We start from the raw sequence: 21457 nt of genomic DNA on the forward strand, positions 1-21457 counted from the left end.
GGGCTGTGGAGCAATGAACTACGCATTCTTGCCGCCCGAAGTTAACTCAGCGCGGATGTACAGCGGCCCCGGCCCGGAGTCGCTACTGGCCGCCGCGGCAAGCTGGGACATGGTCGCGATCGAGTTGGCATCGGCGGCCGAGGGCTACCGCTCGGTGATCTCAACCCTCAGCGGTATGTACTGGTGGGGCCCCGCCTCTGCGGCAATGCTGGCCGCGACCGGTCCGTTTATCGACTGGCTGGAGATAACCGGCGCGCTGGCCAGCGAAACCGCCAACCAGGCCACCGCGGCGGCCGCGGCCTACGAACAGGCCTACGCGATGACGGTTCCGCCGATCGTTGTCGCGGCAAATCGCGCCCTGCTGGCAGCGCTGATCGCTTCAAACATCTTCGGGCAGAACACCGCAGCGATCGAGGCTACCGAGGCAGAGTATGCCGAGATGTGGGCCCAGGACGCCGGAGCAATGTATGACTATGCCGCCACCTCGGCCATGGCCACCGCGTTGGAGCCGTTCCCCGGGCCACAACAGCACACCAACCCTGCCGGGTTGCCCGCCCAAGGCGCCGCGGTCAGCAAGGCGGCCGCCAGCTCTGAGGATGGTTCCCAGTCGCTGTTGTCACAGTTGATCGCGCTGGTGCCCCAGGCGCTACAGGTACTCGGGATCTGGCCAATTCTGCCCGAGGAATTCACCCTCCTCGACGCCATCTTCGCGATGTATGCGACGGTCGGCATGACGGCGGATGCCGTGACGATACCTGTTGCAATCATCGCCGCGGACAACAATCTGGGTCTGCTCGGCGCCGCGTCGGAGAACCCCGCCGAATTGGCTCCTGGTGCGCTCGGAGTCGGCGCGAAACTCTCCTCCGCGGAGATGGGCGCCGCCAGGGGCGCGGCCAATGCGGTGACTGTCAGCATGAGCCGGGCGGGTTCCATCGGCCAGTTGTCGGTGCCTCCGTCTTGGGCCGCCCCTTCGTCGGGCTCCGCCTCGGCGTTGTCGGTCAGCGGATTGACCACGATCCCGGGCACCGAGGTGGCCGAGCAGGGTGCACCGGGCGTGCCGGGTATGCCGGTGGGAACTGGAAAGCGGGCCACCAGCGTGATACCCCGATACGGGGTCCGGCTCACGGTCATGGCGCGCCCGCCCGCGGCCGGCTGACACCCCGCGGGCACTCGAACCCGAATAGCCGGATTGCGCTGAGCCACTCCGGCTGGTGAGGCGGCCAGTAGCAGAAAGCAATTCCGCCTTTCGGAGATTGTTTAGACGGCCGGCTGGATCGGCGGGTTTTATCTATAGCCAGTGGCCTGGCCCCCAGGGCTCCGGCGTTGTTGATTAGCAGGCTTGTGAGCTGGGGAATTGTGGATTGAGGAGGTCTAGGCGGCGGTTGGCGGTCAAAGCGGTGATCCGGCAGGCTTCGGCGATGTTGTCGGCGCCGTTGAGGCGGTGCAGATTGATCGCGGTGTTGCGTAGCCTTGCTAGGACCTGTGCGCCGTTTCCGGTATGTGCCCTTTGACGGTCTTCGTCGAAGGTGACGTCGCGTATCCAGTGCAGGCTGTTCTCGATTCCCCAGTGTTGACGCATCCAGGTCATGATCGCGGTAGGGCGGGCGTGCTCGAACGGCAGGCTGCAGATGGCATAGACCACCTCCACGCTGCGCTGGTCGGTGGCGGTGATCAAGCGTTCACGAGTGATCCGGATGATTTGTTTTGCGTAGGGGAAGCCGATTCCTCGTGCAGCGGTGATGATTTGCAGGGTGCGGGTCTCGACACGGCCGTGGCCGCGGGAGTCGTCGGTAGCGGCTGCGGGCACCTCGGCCCAGGGCAGCGCGGTGATACGCGCAAGTATTTTGGCTTGGTTGGACTTGACGATCATCAGGTAGTGCGACTTCAAGGTGGCGCAGATCAACTTCGCGGTGACGACCTGGGTATGCATCGCATCCACGGTGACCAGCCACCGCAAGCTACCCGGCAGCAGCGTGAGCAGGGCACGTACGCAGGGAATTTCATTGCTTTTCTCGGCGACAGCGAGTTGACCGAGCACCAATCGGGCACGGTGGGCGAACACCGACACGAGATGCGTGGCTGTCGCTTTGGCGCGTAAAGCACCACGCAGCATCTTGCCGTCCAACGCGATCGGCACCAATCCACTGGGGTCGCTGCTAGCCACGTGTGCAGTGAAGTAACTGCCCATCCTGGCGTTGAGGTCGGCGGGGTCTAGCCGAGACAAAACAGCGCGGAAGGTCTTCTCACTGGGCCGCCGGAACCGGACCCCTAATTGGGCCAACACATCATCGGGAGCGGTGGCCGCCCATGTGGCAAAACCAGCATAGCCGCGCATCCCCGCGGCAGTGGCCAGAACCGCGATCGCCAACAAAGCCATCAGCGAATACCTCCGACCGCGTGGGCCCCTCGGGTCTGGCACCGAGGCCAACACATCGAGAAACTCCGATCCGATGAGCTCGCTGCGCTCACCAGGACTCCAGCGGTCGAACACCTCTGGAACCGACGACACAGGCAATACTGAAACGATAGGCACGGGCAACTCCAGACCAACGACGAACAGTAACCAACTCGATCGTTCTCCAGATAGCCCGTGCCTACACTCCGGCCCCAATAGCGCGGCACCAAAGATCATCAACCCAGCTCACAAGCCTGCTAATCAACAACGCCGGAGCCCTGGCCTGGCCCCGATTAGTTGATCCATGAGATCTGCACCCCGGTCATAGGTCCACCGTTATGAGAGTTGGGGCAGGATTATCACCAGGAGGTCACATGCCTCGTCAGTATTCGTCGTGGGCGCGTCGGCAAGTCGTTGTTCGGTTGCGATCGGGTGAATCGGTGTCCACCAGTCACCCACACCAGGCCAACAATAAGAAAAGTCAACGGGCCGCCGCAGGAAAGCCCAGAATCCCTGCTATGGCCCGGACGCGCCTTTGCAAACAGTTAGTTCATCACCGTGACGATTTCGCAAGGTGATTACCTACCGTGCGCCAGTGCATCCCGTCACGTTTCATGGTTAGTTTTTCATATTGCCGCATATTGCCGCATATTGCCATGGATGAATTTCTTCATATGCTCGACGATGACCCGCCTAGGACTTCAGACTACATAGCTTGATAGGCGAACGCGCGCCCGGCAGGTCGAGGCAACGCCAGATCGGCGGCTTGGCATCCATCAGGTCGATCCGCACCCGCAAACCCTGCGCTCACTCCGGCCCAGCCCGGACCACTGGCGTCGGCTCATCGAACACCCGCGCGAACAGATCCCGGCCAGCGTCAGCCACCAGCTTCTCAAGCAGCGCCAGGTCCGCACTAGCCCCGGACGCACCGCTCTTCCTCTTCCCCCCTTCTCCGGCGGACCCCCAGCCAACCAGACCCCGGAGCACTATTCGAAGACCAGTTGGCTCATTCGCAGGTCTTTACACCATCGACTGCGAAGAGCCCTTTTTGTGGGCACGCGGCGGGTGTTGCAATCGGCGCCGGGATCGCGGTAGAAGGGGGTTCAATGCGCCATGGGAGCAATAAGAGAGCGATCTCACATTACTGCGCCTTTTACTTCGTGATTGACTCAGGTAGCCTTATTCCGGCGTGAACAGAACGCCTACTTATGACGGTTTCCAGCGGATCTTCTATTCAATTGCTTAGAGCCGCACGGATGGTCGTTGTTAAGAAATGAACCAACGACATGATTAGGCCGTTACGTTGCCAAACCCTGAAAGGAAATTGAAAGTCTATGTCTGTTGCAGCCTTGTCCTGTGAGACTGAGTTGGCTTTGTCTTCGATTAACGCATCCGAGTTTGATGACATAACAGACGCCCTATTCCGCGAGCAGGAGTTGGCCTACTCGCTTAACTGGGTACTCCTTACCGACCCAGAGTTCTAAGCCTCGATCCACCGACGGACCTTGGAGACTGGTGTCCGTACTTGTTGATCCCGATTATTGGCGTTGGGCCCGAGGGAGTCGCTGGCCTGTCCAGCCTTTCCTGTGCGCTGCGGTCGGGCCTGTCGGCGGGGTCGGGTTGTTGCGCCCGTTGGGGGTTGTATCTGATGGTGTTGTGCCGCAACGCAAGCTAGGCCTTTGACCAGGGCTAGTGGGTGGGTAGGTGCAGAACCGGCCGGCGTTGTGGGCGGGGCAGCCGGGCCGGGACGTCGACGATCTTGCGGCGCAGGGTCGATCCGCGTGCCCGCGTGTGTCGGTCCCCAGCCAGGACGCCGGTAGCGCGCAGCAGGTTGGGAGAGATCGCCGCGCAGAGCACCCAGGTGGAGTTCGCGGCGAAGTGGCCTGACGGGATGTGCGCCATGGGTCCGTCGATTAGGCCGGCGAACACGGTTTCGATGATCGCGTGTTGGCGGTGGGTGATGTCGGCCGCCTCGACGGGTAGGTCGGTGTTGGTGAAGAACGGGTGATGCCGCCAGACCGGGAACAACGCGTCGGGGCGGCAGGCGTCCTTGACACGACGGACGACCAGGCGTGCGGTGATCCGGTCTTTGGTGGATGCGAAGGCGGTGTAGGGGATTTCGGCGACTTCGGCATCAGAGATCCAGCGACGAGAGTCCCTTGCACGGAATGTTCTTGTCGGCGATCTTGGTGTGTCCGAACGCTATCTCTCCGAAACCGCCCTTGCTCTGCTCAGCCGCGCTGATGATCAACCCGGCCAACACGTTGTGGTCCCAGCCGCGTTCACGGCATGGTTAAAACTCGCAGAGCCTCATGCGAATCGCCAGCCCGACTTACACCACTGCATGGGACGCGACGGCACGCCGCGCGGTAGCCAGCACCACCGCCTCGTAAGCATCCTCGAATGCCGACTGCGTGGGGGCGGCGTCGAATCGCTGGTGGTGCAGCCACCGGTCGGGGTGTTCAGTCCACGCCTTGCCGTCGTAGTTGACGATCCCGTGACGCACCAACAATTTCGACAACCGATGTCTGATCCGCATCAAGTCCGTTCTGGCGGCTTCTCGGGCGCGGACCAGATCCTGGGTAGCATCCTCGGCCGCACTCGGAATCCACACCGGCACAACCTCGTCCAGCCGCAACAACCGCGCCAAATTCAGCGCGTCGCGCGCATCGGTTTTCACCCGATCACTCGCCGGGCGAAACAAGTTCGACGACGCCGCGACCTCGCATCGCAATCCCGCCGCCGACAACGCCCGCGCCAACCCGAAACCCGTCGGACCGGCCTCGTAGACCACCGCGCACGGGCCGGGCAGCTTGCCCACTCACTCGATGACCTTCGCGTGCGACGGCGTCAACCGCGCCCAAAACACGTCCGCGCTTCGCCCATCGATCGCCGCCGCGACAACCGAACACGCGTGCACATCAAACCAACACTTGTACGCCCGCAAAACACGGGGGCCTCCTTAACACCTGTCGGAAGGGCCGAGCACAGAACCGCGCTCGGTAGCCCACGAGATTGCGTGAGCGAGGCCCCGGCCAGTAAGTACGCCACTCGGCGAGCAGTCACCACATACGGTCTCATGCACTGCCTCGGACGCATCCCGCCCGCCGAAGCCGAAGCCCGCTACTATTCCCAACTCGTGACCGGTCGACCGGCTGGCTCACAGAATCCCGAGGGGGCATGAAACCGCATGAAATCCGGGATGGTTCACACCGGCCCGCCGCGGAAGTTTTGCGGAACTCGGGACAACCTCTGTCCCGCCGAACATGATGGAGTTTGGCATGGCTCTTGAGGCGTGCGATTTTCGAACCTTGGAGAACCTGTGCCCGGGGCGAGTGGGTGCTCCCGGCTCCCCGCTCTATGAGGCCGGGCGCAGAGTTTTTTCGCGCGCCGGACGCATCCGGTCGCCAGCGGCCGTGTTGCGTCCAGCTGATCGAAACCAGGTTGCCGCCATCATGGCCTGGGCGAATGCGGCGGGGATTCGGCTATCGATTAGGTCGGGTGGGCACAGCTTTGATGGATTCCCTGTCCGTGACGACGGCGTATTGCTTGACCTGCGCGGATTGAGCGCGGTCCGATACGCCCCGTCGGGATACCTGCACGCGATGACGGGTGCGACCGTCGGCGACATTGCGCGCGCGCTGGATGGAACTGGGCGGGCGATGCCCATCGGCGAATGTCCCACCGTGGGCGTCGGCGGGTTAGTGCTTGGCGGCGGGTTTGGCCAATGCACTCGCCACTTCGGCCTCACCTCGGACTTCTTGGCCGAGGCGACGGTTGTCACTGCCAGTGGACAGATTCATGTGACCAACGCAAATCTGTTCTGGGGGCTGCGTGGCGGCGCTGGTTGTGTAGGAATCGTCACGGACCTGGTGTTTCACACCGTACCGATCCAGCAAGTGACAGGTGTGACTCTCGGCTGGCGTTGGGACGCGGCAGTCGAGGCGATTCTTCTGTTCACTCAATTGATGCACACGGCGCCGAGCGAACTCGATCTGCAACTCAGCATTCGAACGACAGGTGCGGACCGTTATGCCGGCGAAGCAAGCGCCGGCCCTGCCGACGTGATTCCCGGCACGCCCCGAGTGCGTATCGATGGCCAGTTTCTCGGCAACCAAGACGACGCCCGCTCGCTCATGCGGCCACTGCTCGAGCACCCTGCTGCCTTGCATGCATCGATCCGCGAAGAATCGTTTTTCGATGCCGTGTTCGTCTCGAACGATTTTCTTCACGACCCGGCACCCGCGACCCTCCGTCCACACCGAATAGCCAGCGACATCGGCCGAGGTGCACTCGGTGCAGTCGAAGCGGCCGCCATCGTCGGACAGATCAACGAACTTCAATTCGCGCCCGAACTGCCTGGCGGCGCAGTGAGCATCGAGGCGATCAACGGTGCAGTTGCCGCATTCACGCCGCAGGAAACCGCCTTTTTCCACCGCGGGCAGGACTTTGTGTATCACTGGGCGCTGGGTGACCGGTTGCCGGCTGACGCGGGCCTCGCCGCCCGGCACGACGCCCTGTTGCAAGAAATCCGACACGACCTTGCCGGCGTGTTGACGGGCGGGCGTTACGTCAACTACGCCGACATCTTGGACACGCCGAACGACTGGTGGGGCGACAACACCGACCAGCTGATGTCCGTTGTTCAGGAGCACGATCCGGACCGCATCCTGATCTCCAGGCTTAACCCCTAATGGCCCAGGCCGGAGGCGGGACTGCGGTTAGAGGCTGTTCACATACTCGTGTGACTAAAGTGACTGGTCATATCGGTGTGATCACGATCGGGCGTCGCGCAATGGCATGAGACGGAGCCCGCGGTAGCAGATGGACACCACATCCCCTTGCTGCCGGGAACCCCGTGAATGCCTGTCTACCTTGTCGAGTCCAGGCAAACCAGTTGCCCCGCTGCGGGTTGCCCATGTCGTGACAGAACAGCGCGGTATCCCTGGGGCCTCACCGACGAACAGTGGAATCTGCTGCGCTCAGAGGTTGAGGCGGTGATGGCGGATTCGAGTGGTCGTCGCAACACCTCGATGTTGGAGGTGTTGAATGGTTTGTCGTCAGCAGGCAGCAGACCGGGTGATCCGGCCGAAGCTGCGATCGCCGGCGTGGCGTCGGCGGTCGGGGCACGCTGGTTCCACAACGCTTTGATGTGAAGTTCCCGTTGCCTGTCCTTCGCTGAGTGTGAGGAAGTCGCGCTACTGCGGGTTCAGGGCAACGTGTTTGAGCAATCGTCCGGGCGATTCGGCGCGACCTGTCCACGATCTCACGGGAACTGCGCCGCAGCGCCGCTGTTCGCTACGGGAGCAGCGGTTTCCGGGCCTCGGTCGTGCTGTGGAAGGCCGATATGGCCGCATGTCGGCCCAAGACCGCGAAATTGGCCGCCAATCCGCAGCTGCATGATTATGTGCAGCAACGCCTTTCAGGCCAGATTAGCCACCCCGACGGCGGCACCATCGCCGGACCGCAACCGCCCCGATTCACCGGCCGCAACAAGCCCCACCGCAAGGACCGACCGTGGTCGCTAGCGTGGAGCCCAGAGCAGATTGCCAACCGGCTCAAAGTCGATTTCCCCGAGGACAAGTCCATGCGTATCAGCCACGAAGCGATCTACCAATCGCTCTACATCCGGGGCGGGGCGCGCTCAAATGGGAGCTGGTCTGGTGCCTACGCACCGGACACGCACTGCACGCGCCTCGGGAACGATCACGACGCAAGACCTGCGCCCACGTCACCCCAGAGGCGGCGATCTAAGCCATACCTGCCACCCGAGGGTGATCAGGACCCTACGACAGCCCCGAAACACCCTTCCAACAAGTTAAGGAAGGCGATCTTCCCATCGGGCTCGAACGCTCTCGGCGATCGGCACCGTCGTCGAGCGTACGACCGGGTTCACCATGTTGATCCACTTGGCCCGCGAAGAAGGGCACCGGCACAAACACTCGGTCAAGAACGGTCCGGCCCTGGCCGGCTACGGCGCAATAACGATGAAGGACGCCCTGGCAAACACCATGTCGACCCTGCCGCAGCAGCTCGTCCGGTCGCTGACCTGGGATCGCGGCAAGGAAATGTCCGCGCACGCCCAATTCAAAGTCGAGACCGGCATCCCTGTCTTCTTCGCCGACCCCCAGTCACCACGGCAACGCGGCACGAATGAAAGCACCAACGGCATGCTGCGCCAATACTTTCCCAAACGCACCGACCTCCCGCGATGGTCTGCCGAGGAAATCGAGGCCGTCGCTCACGCCCTCAACACCAGGCCACGCAAGACACTCGGCTGGAAGACACCGGCCGAAGCATTTCATGAACAGCTACTCTTGCTCCACCAAACCGGTGTTGCATCCACCGGTTGAACCCAGGTAGAGAACAGATGATATCGACAACGAGTGGCCAGGTTGTCGCGCTGGCCCGCACCATGCGGGACCTGGTGCGGGCCGAAACCGGCGAGTCCGAACGCCGGCGCACGCTCACCGACAAGATCGTCAACGAAATGTGGTCCACCGGACTGATGTCGGCATTCAATCCGACTGCGGCCGGAGGAACCGAGCCCGCGTTTGTCGAGATGATCGAGACATGGATCGAAATGGCCTGGCAGGATGGGTCGTTCGGTTGGATTGGGATCGCGAACCTGCCGTCGACGTTCGCCGCCGCCACGTATCTCCCCGACGACGGCTTCGCTGAGGTGTTCAGCGCCGCCGACAACCGAGTCACGATGGGCGGCCAGTTCTTCCCCAACGGGCAGGGAAGCGCCGTCGACGGCGGCTACCGACTGAGTGGATCGTGGAGCTTCGGCTCGGGGACCGGTCATGCGCAGTACATCGCGGCGGGCTTCTTCCCGATGGATGACGGTGAAATGCGCTGGATCCGTGAGGGTGTTCCGGACATGCAGGTGGCCGTGGTTCCGCGCGAACAGATCACCTTCAATGACGGCTGGTTTGTGCAGGGGCTCAAAGGGACCGGTTCCTATGACTACAGTGCCGAGGACGTGTTCGTGCCGCAGGGCCGCACCTTTGGACTATTCGCCCGGGAGCCGCGACGGGGAAGTTCGCCGGCCACTAGGATGGGGCTGATGCCGGTGACCGCGGCCGGCCACGCCTCGTGGGCGCTGGGGGTCGCCAAGAGCATGCTTGACGATGTCACCGAACTTGCGGCGACGAAGTACCGGATGAGCGACATGGCCGCTCTGGCCAGTCGGCCCCACTTTCCAGAAGGGCCTGGCCCATCACGTCGCGGCATGGCGCGCGGCGCGCCTGCTGGTCCTGGATGCCTTCACCACCGCCGAAGCCGCGGTCGGTGCCGGCCAGGAACTGACTCCTACGTTGCGTTCGGACATGCGCGCGGCGGCCGTCTTCGCCACCGATACCGCTCGAAGCTGCGCCGAATGGGCACATCTGGTGGCCGGAACGAGTTCAATCCGCGAGGGTAGCCGCGTCGAACGGGCGTTTCGTGACATGTACACCGGAACCCAGCACGCCTTCATCAGTGAGAAGGTCGCCATCGATTGCGCGCAGATCTGGCTCGGCATCGTCGAGGACCAGTTCGGACTCTGAGTTCACGCTCGATCCTCGGGGTGCGGAGGAAGATTTACCTGCTCGGCCAGTGATGTAATTTGGGTAAGAATTACCAATCTATCGCCGGAAATGGGTGTTGGATGAACGACCACGCTGTGGCTGCGTGGCTGGCCACCGAGGCAGGTCGCCTGCTGCTCGGAGTGCGGGAGGAGTTCGCCGCAGCCGAGGGTGCCCAGCGTAAGGCGGCGGGGGACAAGCGATCTCATGACTTTCTGATGGACAAGCTGGCCGCCGAGCGTCCCGGGGACGCGGTGCTCTCCGAGGAGGGTGCCGACGACCCCGTCCGGCTACGCAGCGAGCGAGTCTGGATCGTTGATCCGCTCGACGGCACCCGCGAATTCTCCGAACTCGGCCGCGTCGACTGGGCGGTGCATGTCGCGCTGTGGCAGGCCGGCCAGCTCGTCGCCGGGGCCGTGGCGCTCCCGGCGCAGGGCATCACCTTGGCGACACCACACGTCGAGCCACCCCCGGCGGCACCCGACAGGCCGCGCATCGTGGTTTCGCGGACTCGTCCACCGGCCATCGCGCTGGCTGTGCGCGACGCGTTGGATGGCACCTTGGTGGAAATGGGCTCTGCCGGGGCCAAGGTGGCATCGGTCGTGCAGGGCTTGGCCGATGTGTATGTCCATGCCGGCGGGCAGTTCGAGTGGGACTCGGCCGCCCCGGTGGCGGTGGCCCGATCCGCTGGGCTGCATACGTCTCGTATCGACGGGTCGGCATTGACCTACAACCGGCCGGACCCCAAGCTTCCCGATTTGGTGGTATGCCGCCCCGAGCTCGCTACCGCCGTGCTGGCTGCTACCGGCTGAGACTTGCTCGTGGCGTCGCTACGATTTCGTCTGCTTCGGAAGAACTTTCGCCAGGATGCTGGATGCGACATTGCCGGCCACAATCAGCGCGATCACGGCGAGGGAGTCAACCGAGTTGGTGAGCAGACCCGCAATTCCGGTGACCGTGAGGAAGGACGGCAACCAGCCGACAGTCTGTAGGACGGAGGGAACCAGCGCCGGCTCGCCGTTGGCCAAATCGAACTTGGCGGCGGCGTAGTCCGGGTAGAAGTCGGTAATCGCCGCCGCGAAGAAGATCGCCGCCAATTGAAGGATCCACCCGGTCCAGAAGTTGGTGCCGTCATGCCACAAGTAGTCGCCGATGAAGCCGACGGTTCCCGCAAAGGTGAAGGCGCCCGCCCACACGATGGTGATCACCGTGTTGATCTTTTTGAACAAGGGGCTCTCCCAATGCTCCGGTGGCGTGGTGTCTTTGGCGTAGGCCATCGTGAATGGCCGTCTGATCAGCAGGGTGAGCCAGGCAAAACAGGCTAGGGCGGCGTTGGTGAGCTCCCCGGGCCACAACTCGAGCCACTGGATTGCGTTGTCGGTCGCGAACAGGCCGACGACCAACATGGCGCCGAAGAACGCGGTGCCGAAGACCTCGAGGGCGTGAACCTTGACGCCACGGCTGAGGCCGGCAAGCATCACCAGCGCGGAGAGCCCCAACGCGCCGGCCGCCGCCAGCTCGAAGCGCCCGGGTCCGGACAGGATTGCTAGCAGTGCCCATGGGGCGATTCCCGCAAGCGGCGAGCGAAGGAACCCATCGAGGGCGCGTGCGGGGCTGAAGACCTTGGCCGGTGGCCGATCCGGCTGCTTGTCGTTGTCGACGCTGCAGAAGGCAGGCACACTCGGGCGGGCACTTTAAATCACCTGTACTCCTTACGTTTCCGACATTCCAATATCGACATGTCAAAAGTGACATGTCGATATTGGCATGGCATTGGTGACATGTCAAAACTGGAGGGTTAGTATGGTTGGGTGAGCCTGCGACATGCGGCGTTGGGGCTGCTCTCCCAGGAGCCGGGAAGTGGATATGACCTGCTAAAGCGGTTTCAGCTGTCGATGAACAACGTCTGGCCAGCAACGCAGAGTCAGCTCTACAGTGAGCTTAACAAGCTGGCTGCTGCCGGACTAATCAAGTCCTCGGGCCTGGGGCCACGGGGGCGCAAGGAGTACGCGATCACTGACGCGGGACGCGCCGAACTCTACCGATGGATGACTTCGCCGCAGCAGGACCCACCGGTCCGCAATGCCGCGCTGCTGCGGGTCTTCCTGCTCGGCCAGCTAGATCCCAGTCAGGCCCGTAGCTACCTGGAATCGTTGTTGTCTTTGTCCGAGCAGGAAAAGACGCACTACGAACGGATCCGCTACGCCTACGACTGGGCTGAGGATGACGACTCCTTCTTTGCCCGGGCCGCGCTGGAGCAAGGGTTGCGGTGGGCCCAACAAAAAATCGAATGGGCCAAGTGGGTCATTGCCGGGTTGGACCACCGCAGCGGCGTCGCGCCGGCGGGGCAAGGCTGAGGGCTACCGCAGCTCGCCGAGCGCCTTGCCCATCCGCGTCACTGCCTCAGTCAGAATGGCCTGGGACGTAGCGAAATTCATGCGCACGTGCCCGTCTCCGCCGGTTCCGAACACGTGGCCCGAACTCAACGCCACTCGGGCGTGATCGAGGAACCAGCTGGCCGGCCCGGATAGATCTGACACCACCGCAAGACCGGACGCATCCTGCTCGGAAATTCCGAGGTCTCGACAGTCCAGCCAGGCCAGGTAGGTGCCCTGCGGCCATCGCAGCCGCACCCCGGGAAGCTGCGCGTCCACCAGATCGCTCGACAACGTGCGGTTTGCGTCCAGTCCGGCCAGCAGCGCGTCAAGCCAGTCGCCGCCGGTTCGGAACGCTTCGGTGTGCGCAATGATGCCCAGGTGACTCGGCCCGTGGCTGACCTCTTCCGGCATCCGGCGTAGATCGGCGGCGGCCTCCGGACGGCAACAGCCAACGCCGCCTTGACGCCACCCAGATTCCACGCCTTGGTGGCCGATGTCAGCGACAGCGCATTCTCGGAGCCGGGCACCGTCAGGTACGGGGTGAAACGTGCTCCGGAAAAGACCAGGGGAGCATGAATCTCGTCCGACACCACCCGCACGTCATATCGACGGGCGCGTTCGGCGACGCCGCGCAGTTCGTCGCAGCTGTGCACGGCACCGGTCGGATTGTGGGGATTGCACAACAGGTAAGCCACGTTGCCACCTGCGCGGCGCGCGTGAGCGAAGGCCTCTTCCAGCGCGTCCAGGTCGATCCGGCCATCAGTGCCCAGCGGCGCTTCGACCACCCTTCGGCCGTCGTGTGACACGAATGCGTAGAACGGGGCGTACACCGGTGAATTGACGATCACGGTGTCACCGCGATCGGTGACCAGACGCAGCATCTCAACGATGCCCATCATCACGTCCGGAACGATCGCCGTCCGGCCGACCTCCAGGTCGTGCCATTGCCAACGCAGCGCAGCGAATTCGGCAAGGGCTTCGGCATATGCGGTACCGTAGGGGTATCCGGTATCGCCGTTGTCGACCGCTCGATGAAGCGCGGCGGCCACCGTGGGTGCCAGGTTCACGTCCATCTCCGCCACCCATAAGGGCAAGACATCGGCCGGGTGCGCACGCCACTTCATGCTTGTCCGGGTGCGTAGTTGCTCGAGTGTCAGTTGCTCGAGCGGGTTGGGGTTCATGGGCGATTACGTTAGCGGGCTGTGCGGTACCGACTTCACCGGACGTGGCTTGGGCTGTGCCACCTGGCTAGTAGTCGTAGCGGGCGATGACCGGTCCGCCCCGATCGCCATCGCCGTCGTCAGATACCAAGGCGGGCACCATTTCACTGGTGACCAATCCATGTTCGCGGGTCAATTCGTCAACCACTTCGAATGATTCGGCGATGTTGGTCGGGGTATCGATCACGATGGTGACGACCGGCACTTGGCGGCCCAGTGCGAACAGCTTGTCGCCGTGGGGCTGATGTTCGCCGTTGAAGCCCCAGATGCCGCGCAGCACGGTAGCCCCGTCGGGCCTCCGGCGCCGGTATAGGCGTCGCACGATGGCCCGGTGAATGGGAACCCCGTCGTGCCGGGCCGATTCGGAGGTGTAGATCATCAGCTTCTGCCACAGCGGCAGACCGTGTTCGTCGGCTGCCGGCAGGGCATGGGGGCGGCCCAGCAGTTCACCGTCACGCTTGCAAACCCGAACTCGTTCGAGCGTGATCAGTGGACGGCGCAATAGCCCACCGAGCTCCGGGAGTACCCGACGGATGCGATCGCCCGAGCCAACGGCAATGATCATCATCGGGACGTCGGCGTTACGGCCGAAGAACATGGCGCGTTGCCGCCGCCCGTGCGCGGTGCCGTCAACACCCAGGAAAACCGAGGCACCAGCCAGTTGGCGTCGGTACATCAGATCGCAGATGGCCAGATAGGCGGGCATACCGTAGGCGCGTTCTTTGCGGCCAACGTTGACGGTCAACTTGGCGGCTTCGTGAAGTTGCTCTGACAATTCCAGTGGTGGCAGGTCCCCGCGCACCATGCGGGCGCGCTCGAGAGTGAGCAGCCCTCGTTGCTTGATGGCAAGCACCGGGTCGAGTAATGCCTCGATTTTGGGCCTACGGTCGGTACCGATGATCACCACGGGCGGATCCTCGGAGAGGGTCAGCGATTGGTCGGTCCGCAGGTGGCGTCCCGTCCCGAATCCACCGGCTCCGCGCAGCACGACGCTGGACGCGATGTTGTGTTCTTGTTAGAGGCTGAGCAGCACATCGGCCAGGAAGCCGTCGTCGGTTCGGCGCCGCTCACCCAAGTAGGCGCTCACCTTGAGGCAATCGTCATCCATGCCGGCCCCTGAAGCCGTGCTGCCTAGGAGTTTTCATGCCGCAGCGCCGCCGCTGCAACCGATGTTCGCCTCGTGGGCATCGGGTCGGTGTGTGCCTATCGGATGACCACCGTTGCGGCGCAGCTCGATTCGGGCCACGCGCGGCGCAGGACAAGCGCGGGAGTTTGGATATGCCACCTGGGACTCCTTTGTTCGCAGGTGCCATCAGCCGGCTGGCGGTTCAGAAGTCGAGCTTCCTGGCGAGCCCCATCGCCGCTGCTAGTTAACCGACGGCCTCTCGGTGGGTCAAGTCCGAATTCGAAGGCCCGTCGGTCCCGCGACTACTCAGCCGGTGCGATCCCAGAGCGGCGAGGTTGACTACCACCATGTTGTTGTCGATGGGATGCCCGTTTTTGCTCAGGCCGTCCACCACGGTGCGATAACCCTGCCAGTGCAGTACCGCCTGATAACGGTGGTGAAAGTGTCCGTGCCAAAGCCGACCCGGGCGGACGGCGTCGACAACGCAGCGCAGCCGCTCGCGATGCAGCTCGGACCGACGCAGCTCGAGTTCCGGGAACCCGCGCCGGTCGCGCGCCGCGCTGGGAACGGTGATTCCGGCCGGGCAGTCGTGACAAAACATGGCATCGGCTTCTCCGGCGGCCGCCGCAGCATTCGCCTGGCGCATGGTCAGTAGCTCCTGCTCTCACCAGGAGCGGCCCCGCTTGCGCAGGAAACGGTCGATCGAATAGGCGCCACCGAGGGCCAGACACCGGGTCTGGCCCCATAGCCAACGAAAACCCCGCGGCAGGTGCACGAGGTGGGCACGCAGGTATCGCAGACCGTCCTGGCCGATGGGCCAACCAAGCAATCGTTCGAAGTTCTCGTGGTTGCCGTCGACGAACCCCAAGACCATCCCGCACCGGTCCAAAGCTTCTTCGAGCGAATCCAGATACTCGTCGGTGAAGTTATAGCCGAAATCGCCGAGCTGAATCAGCACTGTCGCTTCGCGTTTGGCGGCGTGCTCGATCGCGCCGACGGCGTACTTGGCGTCGGAATGCCAATCGCCGGCGATCGCGACGCGCAACGGTTGGGCTAGAAAGGACCGCGTAGTCGGCTGTCGCAGCATCTGAGAATCCGGTGAGCCGTTCATGGACCGCCCTCCTAGTTCTGCGATCGAGCCGCCCAACGGCAGTCATCGAGTCCCAAAGACCGTTGGCATTTAGTCGCCGGGTATGGACGAGGCCACCGCCTATTTTGCTTTCGAGGGTACGCGGCAAAATCTGGACGGGTCAACCGTGCGGCATTAGCCCCCACCCGGTCTCGGTGGGTGCCGGTCTGCCGAATCTATTCCCAGCGCTCGCAAGTGGCGGGTCGGCATCTTTGCGGGCCGCGTCGAGCATCGGTAACCTTGGTGGTATCGCAGTGAAGTTCGCTGCAATCTCGCTGCAGGTGCCGGACTTGGCCGGGCCTTTGCGATGCGCCAATGCCCGGCAAGGCATCGTGCAGCGGGATTCAGGCCGGCCAGCCCCCGATCAAAGGCGGTGTGAGCCAATGAAATTGCTAATCGCGGTAATGGGCGTGTGCGCCGCGGTCGTATTCGGTGCGCCGGTGTGGGTTGCCGGTGTTGCCCGCGCCGACGATGATGTCGGATTCCTGGTCGCTTTGCAGCGGATCGGCATCACCTATCCCAGCCCAGCCCAAGCAATCGATGCCGCCCGAGCGGTGTGCGTGTGCCTGGATCGTGGTGAATCCGGTCTGGCCGTAGTTCAGGAAGTGACGGCGCGCAACCCCGGCTTCGACATGGACGCTGCCGCGCACTTTGCGGTCATCTCGGCGACCTACTATTGCCCGCATCACCTCGCCGTGACCTGACGCGGCCCAAGGGTGTTAGTAGCGCAGCGGCGCGGGCGGTGCCGAAACAACGCCCTGTGGCCCACTTTCGGCTAAGCGGGACCATCGCATTGATCGACCAGAACCGCGCCATCGGCCCGGTCTCCGAGCGTCTGCAGGGCAACGTCCCCGCCCGCGGCGGTGACACGCACGATCTCGGCTAGCTCCGCCGGGGCGCCGCATTGCAGGTAATGGTCGGCGGTGGGAACCACCCAGTAGCGGCTTCGGCCGGGTTGGTTCTTCAGATACGCCTGCCATACATGGTTGGGGACACGCAGCGGCGCGACGGTGTCGTGCAGTCCCCACACCAGCGTGGTGTTGACGGTTATCGTGGAAAGTGATTCAAGCCAATGGGTTTCACCTGCAGCACGTTCATGCAGATACTGAACTGTGTCTGGTAGTGCCTGGATTCCATCGTTATGCGCAAAACACCTTGCCAAAGCGATGATCTCGGGATCTTCCAGTGCCCTGCGTGGCATGAAGGTACTCGCACCGAGTCCGGCCGCGAGTAGCTCGGGCGTCGTCGCGGCGGCGGTGGCTCGTGCCGTCGCGGGGTCGAGCAGCGCGGTTTGGAATGCGGTGAGGTTCGACAGCGGAAGGTAGATGTTGGCGTTGGTGATGATGAGGTCGATGGGCAGCGCCGGTGGATCCTCAGCGGCCAGCATTCCCAGTGCGATCATGCCGACGCTGCTGCCGCGGTCGTGGGTGAGCATCCGGAACTCGGTGAGCTTCCCGACCCGTCTGATCGCGTGAACGAGCAGACGGGCATCGTCATACGACGAGTAGACGTAAGGTTGCCGCGGCTTGTCGGACAGCCCGTAGCCCGGGAAGTCCAGCACATAGATGTCGAACTCCGAGCCCAGTTCGCGCGCCAATGCGAAGTAGTCGATGCTGGCGGTTGGGAAGCCGTGAACCAGGACCAGGGCCAGGGCTCCGGCGTTGTTGATTAACAGGCTTGTGAGCTGGGTTGATGATCTTTGATGCCGCGCTATTGGGGCCGGAGTGTAGGCACGGGCTATCTGGAGAACGATCGAGTTGGTTACTGTTCGTCGTTGGTCTGGAGTTGCCCGTGCCTACCGTTTCAGTATTGCCTGTGTCGTCGGTTCCAGAGGTGTTCGACCGCTGGAGTCCTGGTGAGCGCAGCGAGCTCATCGGATCGGAGTTTCTCGATGTGTTGGCCTCGGTGCCAGACCCGAGGGACCCACGCGGTCGGAGGTATTCGCTGATGGCTTTGTTGGCGATCGCGGTTCTGGCCACTGCCGCGGGGATGCGCGGCTATGCTGGTTTTGCCACATGGGCGGCCACCGCTCCCGATGATGTGTTGGCCCAATTAGGGGTCCGGTTCCGGCGGCCCAGTGAGAAGACCTTCCGCGCTGTTTTGTCTCGGCTAGACCCCGCCGACCTCAACGCCAGGATGGGCAGTTACTTCACTGCACACGTGGCCAGCAGCGACCCCAGTGGATTGGTGCCGATCGCGTTGGACGGCAAGATGCTGCGTGGTGCTTTACGCGCCAAAGCGACAGCCACGCATCTCGTGTCGGTGTTCGCCCACCGTGCCCGATTGGTGCTCGGTCAACTCGCTGTCGCCGAGAAAAGCAATGAAATTCCCTGCGTACGTGCCCTGCTCACGCTGCTGCCGGGTAGCTTGCGGTGGCTGGTCACCGTGGATGCGATGCATACCCAGGTCGTCACCGCGAAGTTGATCTGCGCCACCTTGAAGTCGCACTACCTGATGATCGTCAAGTCCAACCAAGCCAAAATACTTGCGCGTATCACCGCGCTGCCCTGGGCCGAGGTGCCCGCAGCCGCTACCGACGACTCCCGCGGCCACGGCCGTGTCGAGACCCGCACCCTGCAAATCATCACCGCTGCACGAGGAATCGGCTTCCCCTACGCAAAACAAATCATCCGGATCACTCGTGAACGCTTGATCACCACCACCGACCAGCGCAGCGTGGAGGTGGTCTATGCCATCTGCAGCCTGCCGTTCGAGCACGCCCGCCCTACCGCGATCATGACCTGGATGCGTCAACACTGGGGAATCGAGAACAGCCTGCACTGGATACGCGACGTCACCTTCGACGAAGACCGTCAAAGGGCACATACCGGAAACGGCGCACAGGTCCTAGCAACGCTACGCAACACCGCGATCAATCTGCACCGCCTCAACGGCGCCGACAACATCGCCGAAGCCTGCCGGATCACCGCTTTGACCGCCAACCGCCGCCTAGACCTCCTCAATCCACAATTCCCCAGCTCACAAGCCTGCTAATCAACAACGCCGGAGCCCTGGGACCAGGGCTGGCGCGTCGGGTGTGCCACAACGGCGGGTGAACACCGTGACCTCGGCATCGGCATTGGCGGCAGTGGTTGAACGCCAGCGTAATGTCGAAGCACCGCTTTGCCATTCGGCGAAGATGTCCAAGACCATTCTCCTGTGCACTATTCCAACCACCGCGGGTGTGCCCGGCGGCGGCTTACCCGAAGTTCACGATTGCCAGCAAGACCGGAAGCTGCTTGGTGCGAGGCTCCGGGGCCGCGAGCCGGTCAGGTCCGAAGAAGGAGCCGCTGAGGTAGTTGTCGGCATCCCAGACGGTCGCCGGGCTGACCTGTCCCTGGTAGCTGAAGGTGTCCAGCACGTAGGGCAGTGCATCGGCTTCCAGCAGCGAAGGGCCGTCCATCAGCTGGAAGTGCAGATGTGGGGCGTTCGAATTGCCGGTATTGCCCAGCTTTGCGATCTCTTGGCCGTTTTTCACCTTGTCGCCCGGTTTGACCAGCAGCGAGCCTTTGATGAGGTGGGCATACATCGCATACGCGCCACCGCCGATGTCGAGGACAATGTGGTTACCATCGACGTTGTCCACCGTTATCTTCGCCGCCAATGCCGGATCCGATGCCGGCAGGATGCCCGGCACGTTGGCTTCCATGTCATCGAGCGTCGAGGTCACGGTGCCGTCGGCCACCGCATACACGCTGCTGCCGTAGGAGATATAGCTGTCGTTGTTGGTCTTGTCGCCGGCGAAAAAGTTGCCCTGGCCGTTTGTTCTCATCCAGTCGATGGCGAAGCGCTGGCTGTTGTTCAGCTTCATGTTCAGCGGGAGGATGGAGTCGCGATGGGCCCAACCCGGTTCACAGCAGCCGTTGAACGCCACCCAGTTGTTGCCGCGCAGCGGCGGACTGATCACCCGCGGCGTGCCGGCCGAGATGTCGAACGGCGCACCCAGGGTGTCGAAGGGGCCGGATTCGGCGCTTGAGCCCGGGGCAGTCACCCCGGTGCCATGCAGCCGCAGCATCACCGCCTTGGGGAACTGCGCCAACTTGTCGAACGTGAAGTCAAGCAGCAGCGCACGTGATCCTTGTGGCGGGATGGTGAAATCGGTTGACGGTCTTCCGGTCAGCTGTCGCAGCCGGTTGCAGTTTCCATAGCTGCACTTGGGGTCGACCAACTGGGTACCCGAGAACGAGGTGAGTACCTTGCTGGGGTCCTGGGCGCCGACTACATCGACGCTGGTGAGGGCCGCCGGAGCCCCGGTGGCGTTGGTGATCTGCACGTCGTACGCTAGGTGGTACTTGCCGTCGGTGCCGGGGAACGGAAACGTCGGCCGGCTGATTGGGGCGATGGTCAGCGGTGTGAACGCGTCGGGAACCGTTACTCCCTCGAGCGCGTTGTCTGTGCCGTTGGCGTTGGTCGAAGCGCCTTCGGCGCTAGTGGTACTCGATGAGCATGCGGCAACAGAGAGTGCTAACCAGAAGACAGCCAACGACTTCCAGAACGGACTGCGCGCCCGGTGTCGTGGTTGCTCGTATGCCATCAGGTATGCCTCCTTGGTTGACGCCGGACTCCGTGAGCTTAGTCATTGAGAACCGCTACTTCGGCGAAGCCATCCGCCACCGGCTTACCATGCTGCACATGATCAGTACCCGGGTAATCGGCGTTGGCGAATATCACATTAGCAATGAGCAAGACGGCGTGATCAATGCACGGTATCTGTCGACGGCGGCGATGAAGTCCGGCGGTGCGATCGGTGTCGGCCGCGCGCGAGGCGACACTTCCAATGGTTTTCCCGGCGATTACCGGGCCCAATATTTCGATGCCGCCGGTGATTTAACCGGTGATCTCGATCTGCGAATACAACGGAGTGGAGCCTCCTACCGGTTGACCTGGCGGCACCGGCGGCAAAATGTCAGCCTGCCGGCGGCGGTTGGCGAAGTCATTTTTGAAGGCATCGGCTTTCCGAGTGGGGACCGGTCGATGGCGGTTAGCTATTGGATGACCGAGCAGGTGTCAGCCGCGATCGAACGTCGGCCGTTGCTGTGAAGCGCCGGGCCCAGCAGAAACCCCCGATAGGGTACCGGTTGTTGCTACTGGTTGGTGTGCTGGCGCTGGCCCTCACGGGCTGTGTGGGTGCGCCGCCGGAGCCACGCCTTTGGGGTGCGTTCACCGAACGAGGCCTGAGCAACATGCCGATGAAACCGGGTATGAATGTCCGCGTATTCAATGACGTGAACATGGATGCGCACGGTTACATCAAGTATGACAAGTCGAATGGCCGGCTGACGTTACAGCCGGGTACCTACCGCATTGATGGTTGGTCGCTGACCCTGTTCGGGTTTCAGCTGACACCACAGCAACAGGCTGCCACCTACTCAGCGCCCGGATACGCGTTCTTCTGGAATGCCGACGAGAAGAAGGCCGAGATTCTCGGGTCCCTGCAAGACCCCCTGTATGCCCAAAAGAGCATCATCAACGGGATCCTCACGGTCCGCAAGACGACGAACTACTACTTAGGCAATCAAAATGGCATCAAGCTCGATGGGATCAAGCTGGAGATCTACGACCCCGACATCAAGACCCCGGACGGCCAGAGTTCGACCGATCACGCGTTCGCGCAACTGGTTGTCGAACGGTTTTAGTAGCC

Annotated in this window: 13 protein-coding genes, 8 pseudogenes and 1 riboswitch; of the genes and pseudogenes, 10 read left to right on the plus strand and 11 right to left on the minus strand. The window is 62.9% G+C overall.

All coding sequences use genetic code 11. The features are described 5' to 3' along the window. Nucleotides 1–13: 13 nt before the first annotated feature. The gene (locus SHTP_RS09480) at nt 14–1156 is read left to right on the plus strand and encodes a PPE family protein (protein WP_096370431.1); all 1143 of its coding nucleotides are present in this window, start codon (nt 14–16) and stop codon (nt 1154–1156) included. A 174-nt stretch (nt 1157–1330) separates the two neighbouring features. On the opposite strand, the gene SHTP_RS09485 is transcribed toward SHTP_RS09480, so the two are convergent. The 4 genes and pseudogenes from SHTP_RS09485 to SHTP_RS09500 all read right to left on the minus strand — a co-directional run bounded on the left by SHTP_RS09485 (nt 1331) and on the right by SHTP_RS09500 (nt 5216). Continuing rightward, nucleotides 1331–2533, minus strand: coding sequence for an ISAs1-like element IS2404/ISMul1 family transposase (locus SHTP_RS09485; protein ID WP_420872979.1), 1203 nt, complete (start codon nt 2531–2533; stop codon nt 1331–1333). A 1533-nt stretch (nt 2534–4066) separates the two neighbouring features. After that, nucleotides 4067–4546, minus strand: a pseudogene (locus tag SHTP_RS09495) (IS1380 family transposase); the annotation flags it as partial. Further along, nucleotides 4530–4655, minus strand: coding sequence for a hypothetical protein (locus tag SHTP_RS29755; RefSeq protein ID WP_257535291.1), 126 nt, complete (start codon nt 4653–4655; stop codon nt 4530–4532). The pseudogene SHTP_RS09495 and the gene SHTP_RS29755, both read right to left, overlap by 17 nt. Before the next feature lie 72 nt (nt 4656–4727). Next, nucleotides 4728–5216 carry a transposase gene (locus SHTP_RS09500; RefSeq protein ID WP_197706236.1) on the minus strand — a complete coding sequence of 163 codons (489 nt, stop codon included), beginning with the start codon at nt 5214–5216 and terminating at the stop codon, nt 4728–4730. 460 nt (nt 5217–5676) lie between these two features. Between SHTP_RS09500 and SHTP_RS09505 the strand changes: the two genes are divergently transcribed. The 4 genes and pseudogenes from SHTP_RS09505 (at nt 5677) to SHTP_RS09520 (ending at nt 10775) form a co-directional block, all read left to right on the plus strand. Further along, nucleotides 5677–7089, plus strand: coding sequence for an FAD-binding oxidoreductase (locus SHTP_RS09505; protein WP_096372403.1), 1413 nt, complete (start codon nt 5677–5679; stop codon nt 7087–7089). 474 nt (nt 7090–7563) lie between these two features. Continuing rightward, nucleotides 7564–8748: pseudogene (locus tag SHTP_RS09510) on the plus strand (IS30 family transposase). 17 nt (nt 8749–8765) lie between these two features. After that, nucleotides 8766–9945: pseudogene (locus tag SHTP_RS09515) on the plus strand (acyl-CoA dehydrogenase family protein). A gap of 101 nt (nt 9946–10046) precedes the next feature. Further along, complete coding sequence (locus SHTP_RS09520; protein ID WP_020786938.1) at nt 10047–10775, plus strand: 3'(2'),5'-bisphosphate nucleotidase CysQ; 729 nt, start codon at nt 10047–10049, stop codon at nt 10773–10775. Nucleotides 10776–10793: 18 nt separating this feature from the next. Here SHTP_RS09520 and SHTP_RS09525 read toward each other — a convergent pair whose 3' ends face one another. Next, nucleotides 10794–11642: a DUF3159 domain-containing protein gene (locus tag SHTP_RS09525; RefSeq protein WP_096370433.1), complete on the minus strand. Its 849-nt coding sequence runs from the start codon at nt 11640–11642 to the stop codon at nt 10794–10796. Between the two features lie 132 nt (nt 11643–11774). Between SHTP_RS09525 and SHTP_RS09530 the strand changes: the two genes are divergently transcribed. Continuing rightward, nucleotides 11775–12320 (plus strand): PadR family transcriptional regulator, encoded by a 546-nt coding sequence (locus SHTP_RS09530; RefSeq protein ID WP_096370434.1) that lies wholly within the window; start codon nt 11775–11777, stop codon nt 12318–12320. Nucleotides 12321–12323: 3 nt separating this feature from the next. Here the strand turns inward: SHTP_RS09530 and SHTP_RS09535 are convergent. The 3 pseudogenes from SHTP_RS09535 to SHTP_RS30095 form a co-directional block, all read right to left on the minus strand. Continuing rightward, a pseudogene (locus SHTP_RS09535) lies at nt 12324–13522 on the minus strand (MalY/PatB family protein). Nucleotides 13523–13589: 67 nt separating this feature from the next. Then, nucleotides 13590–14669, minus strand: a pseudogene (locus SHTP_RS09540) (DUF190 domain-containing protein). 188 nt (nt 14670–14857) lie between these two features. Continuing rightward, nucleotides 14858–14932, minus strand: a riboswitch (Fluoride riboswitch). Further along, nucleotides 14932–15798, minus strand: a pseudogene (locus SHTP_RS30095) (metallophosphatase). It overlaps the preceding riboswitch by 1 nt. A gap of 401 nt (nt 15799–16199) precedes the next feature. Here SHTP_RS30095 and SHTP_RS09550 point away from each other — a divergent pair. Next, complete coding sequence (locus tag SHTP_RS09550) at nt 16200–16520, plus strand: DUF732 domain-containing protein (protein WP_096372404.1); 321 nt, start codon at nt 16200–16202, stop codon at nt 16518–16520. Between the two features lie 71 nt (nt 16521–16591). Here the strand turns inward: SHTP_RS09550 and SHTP_RS09555 are convergent. After that, nucleotides 16592–17473 (minus strand): annotated as a pseudogene (locus SHTP_RS09555) (alpha/beta fold hydrolase); the annotation flags it as partial. Nucleotides 17474–17607: 134 nt separating this feature from the next. On the opposite strand from SHTP_RS09555, the gene SHTP_RS09560 reads away from it, so the two are divergent. Then, nucleotides 17608–18810, plus strand: coding sequence for an ISAs1-like element IS2404/ISMul1 family transposase (locus SHTP_RS09560; protein WP_420872980.1), 1203 nt, complete (start codon nt 17608–17610; stop codon nt 18808–18810). A gap of 21 nt (nt 18811–18831) precedes the next feature. On the opposite strand, the pseudogene SHTP_RS27005 reads toward SHTP_RS09560, so the two are convergent. Together SHTP_RS27005 and SHTP_RS09565 are read right to left on the minus strand one after the other, a co-directional pair. Then, a pseudogene (locus tag SHTP_RS27005) lies at nt 18832–18963 on the minus strand (alpha/beta fold hydrolase); the annotation flags it as partial. Nucleotides 18964–19015: 52 nt separating this feature from the next. Beyond that, nucleotides 19016–20350, minus strand: a complete 1335-nt coding sequence (locus SHTP_RS09565; protein ID WP_096370436.1) for a M23 family metallopeptidase — start codon at nt 20348–20350, stop codon at nt 19016–19018. A 17-nt stretch (nt 20351–20367) separates the two neighbouring features. On the opposite strand from SHTP_RS09565, the gene SHTP_RS09570 reads away from it, so the two are divergent. Next, nucleotides 20368–20856, plus strand: coding sequence for a hypothetical protein (locus SHTP_RS09570; protein ID WP_231395635.1), 489 nt, complete (start codon nt 20368–20370; stop codon nt 20854–20856). Between the two features lie 56 nt (nt 20857–20912). Next, nucleotides 20913–21452, plus strand: coding sequence for a hypothetical protein (locus tag SHTP_RS09575; protein WP_231991744.1), 540 nt, complete (start codon nt 20913–20915; stop codon nt 21450–21452). Nucleotides 21453–21457 lie beyond the last annotated feature (5 nt).

Origin of the sequence: Mycobacterium ulcerans subsp. shinshuense, from assembly GCF_002355775.1 — a bacterium.
Classification (GTDB): Bacteria; Actinomycetota; Actinomycetes; order Mycobacteriales; family Mycobacteriaceae; genus Mycobacterium; species Mycobacterium marinum.

What these genes read in the sequence shown, in the direction of transcription:
- SHTP_RS09480 (WP_096370431.1), top strand. Translation starts at nt 14, where the DNA reads ATGAACTACGCATTCTTGCCGCCCGAAGTTAACTCAGCGCGGATGTAC.
- SHTP_RS09505 (WP_096372403.1), top strand. Translation starts at nt 5,677, where the DNA reads ATGGCTCTTGAGGCGTGCGATTTTCGAACCTTGGAGAACCTGTGCCCG.
- SHTP_RS09520 (WP_020786938.1), top strand. Translation starts at nt 10,047, where the DNA reads ATGAACGACCACGCTGTGGCTGCGTGGCTGGCCACCGAGGCAGGTCGC.
- SHTP_RS09550 (WP_096372404.1), top strand. Translation starts at nt 16,200, where the DNA reads ATGAAATTGCTAATCGCGGTAATGGGCGTGTGCGCCGCGGTCGTATTC.
- SHTP_RS09565 (WP_096370436.1), bottom strand. Translation starts at nt 20,350, where the DNA reads ATGGCATACGAGCAACCACGACACCGGGCGCGCAGTCCGTTCTGGAAG.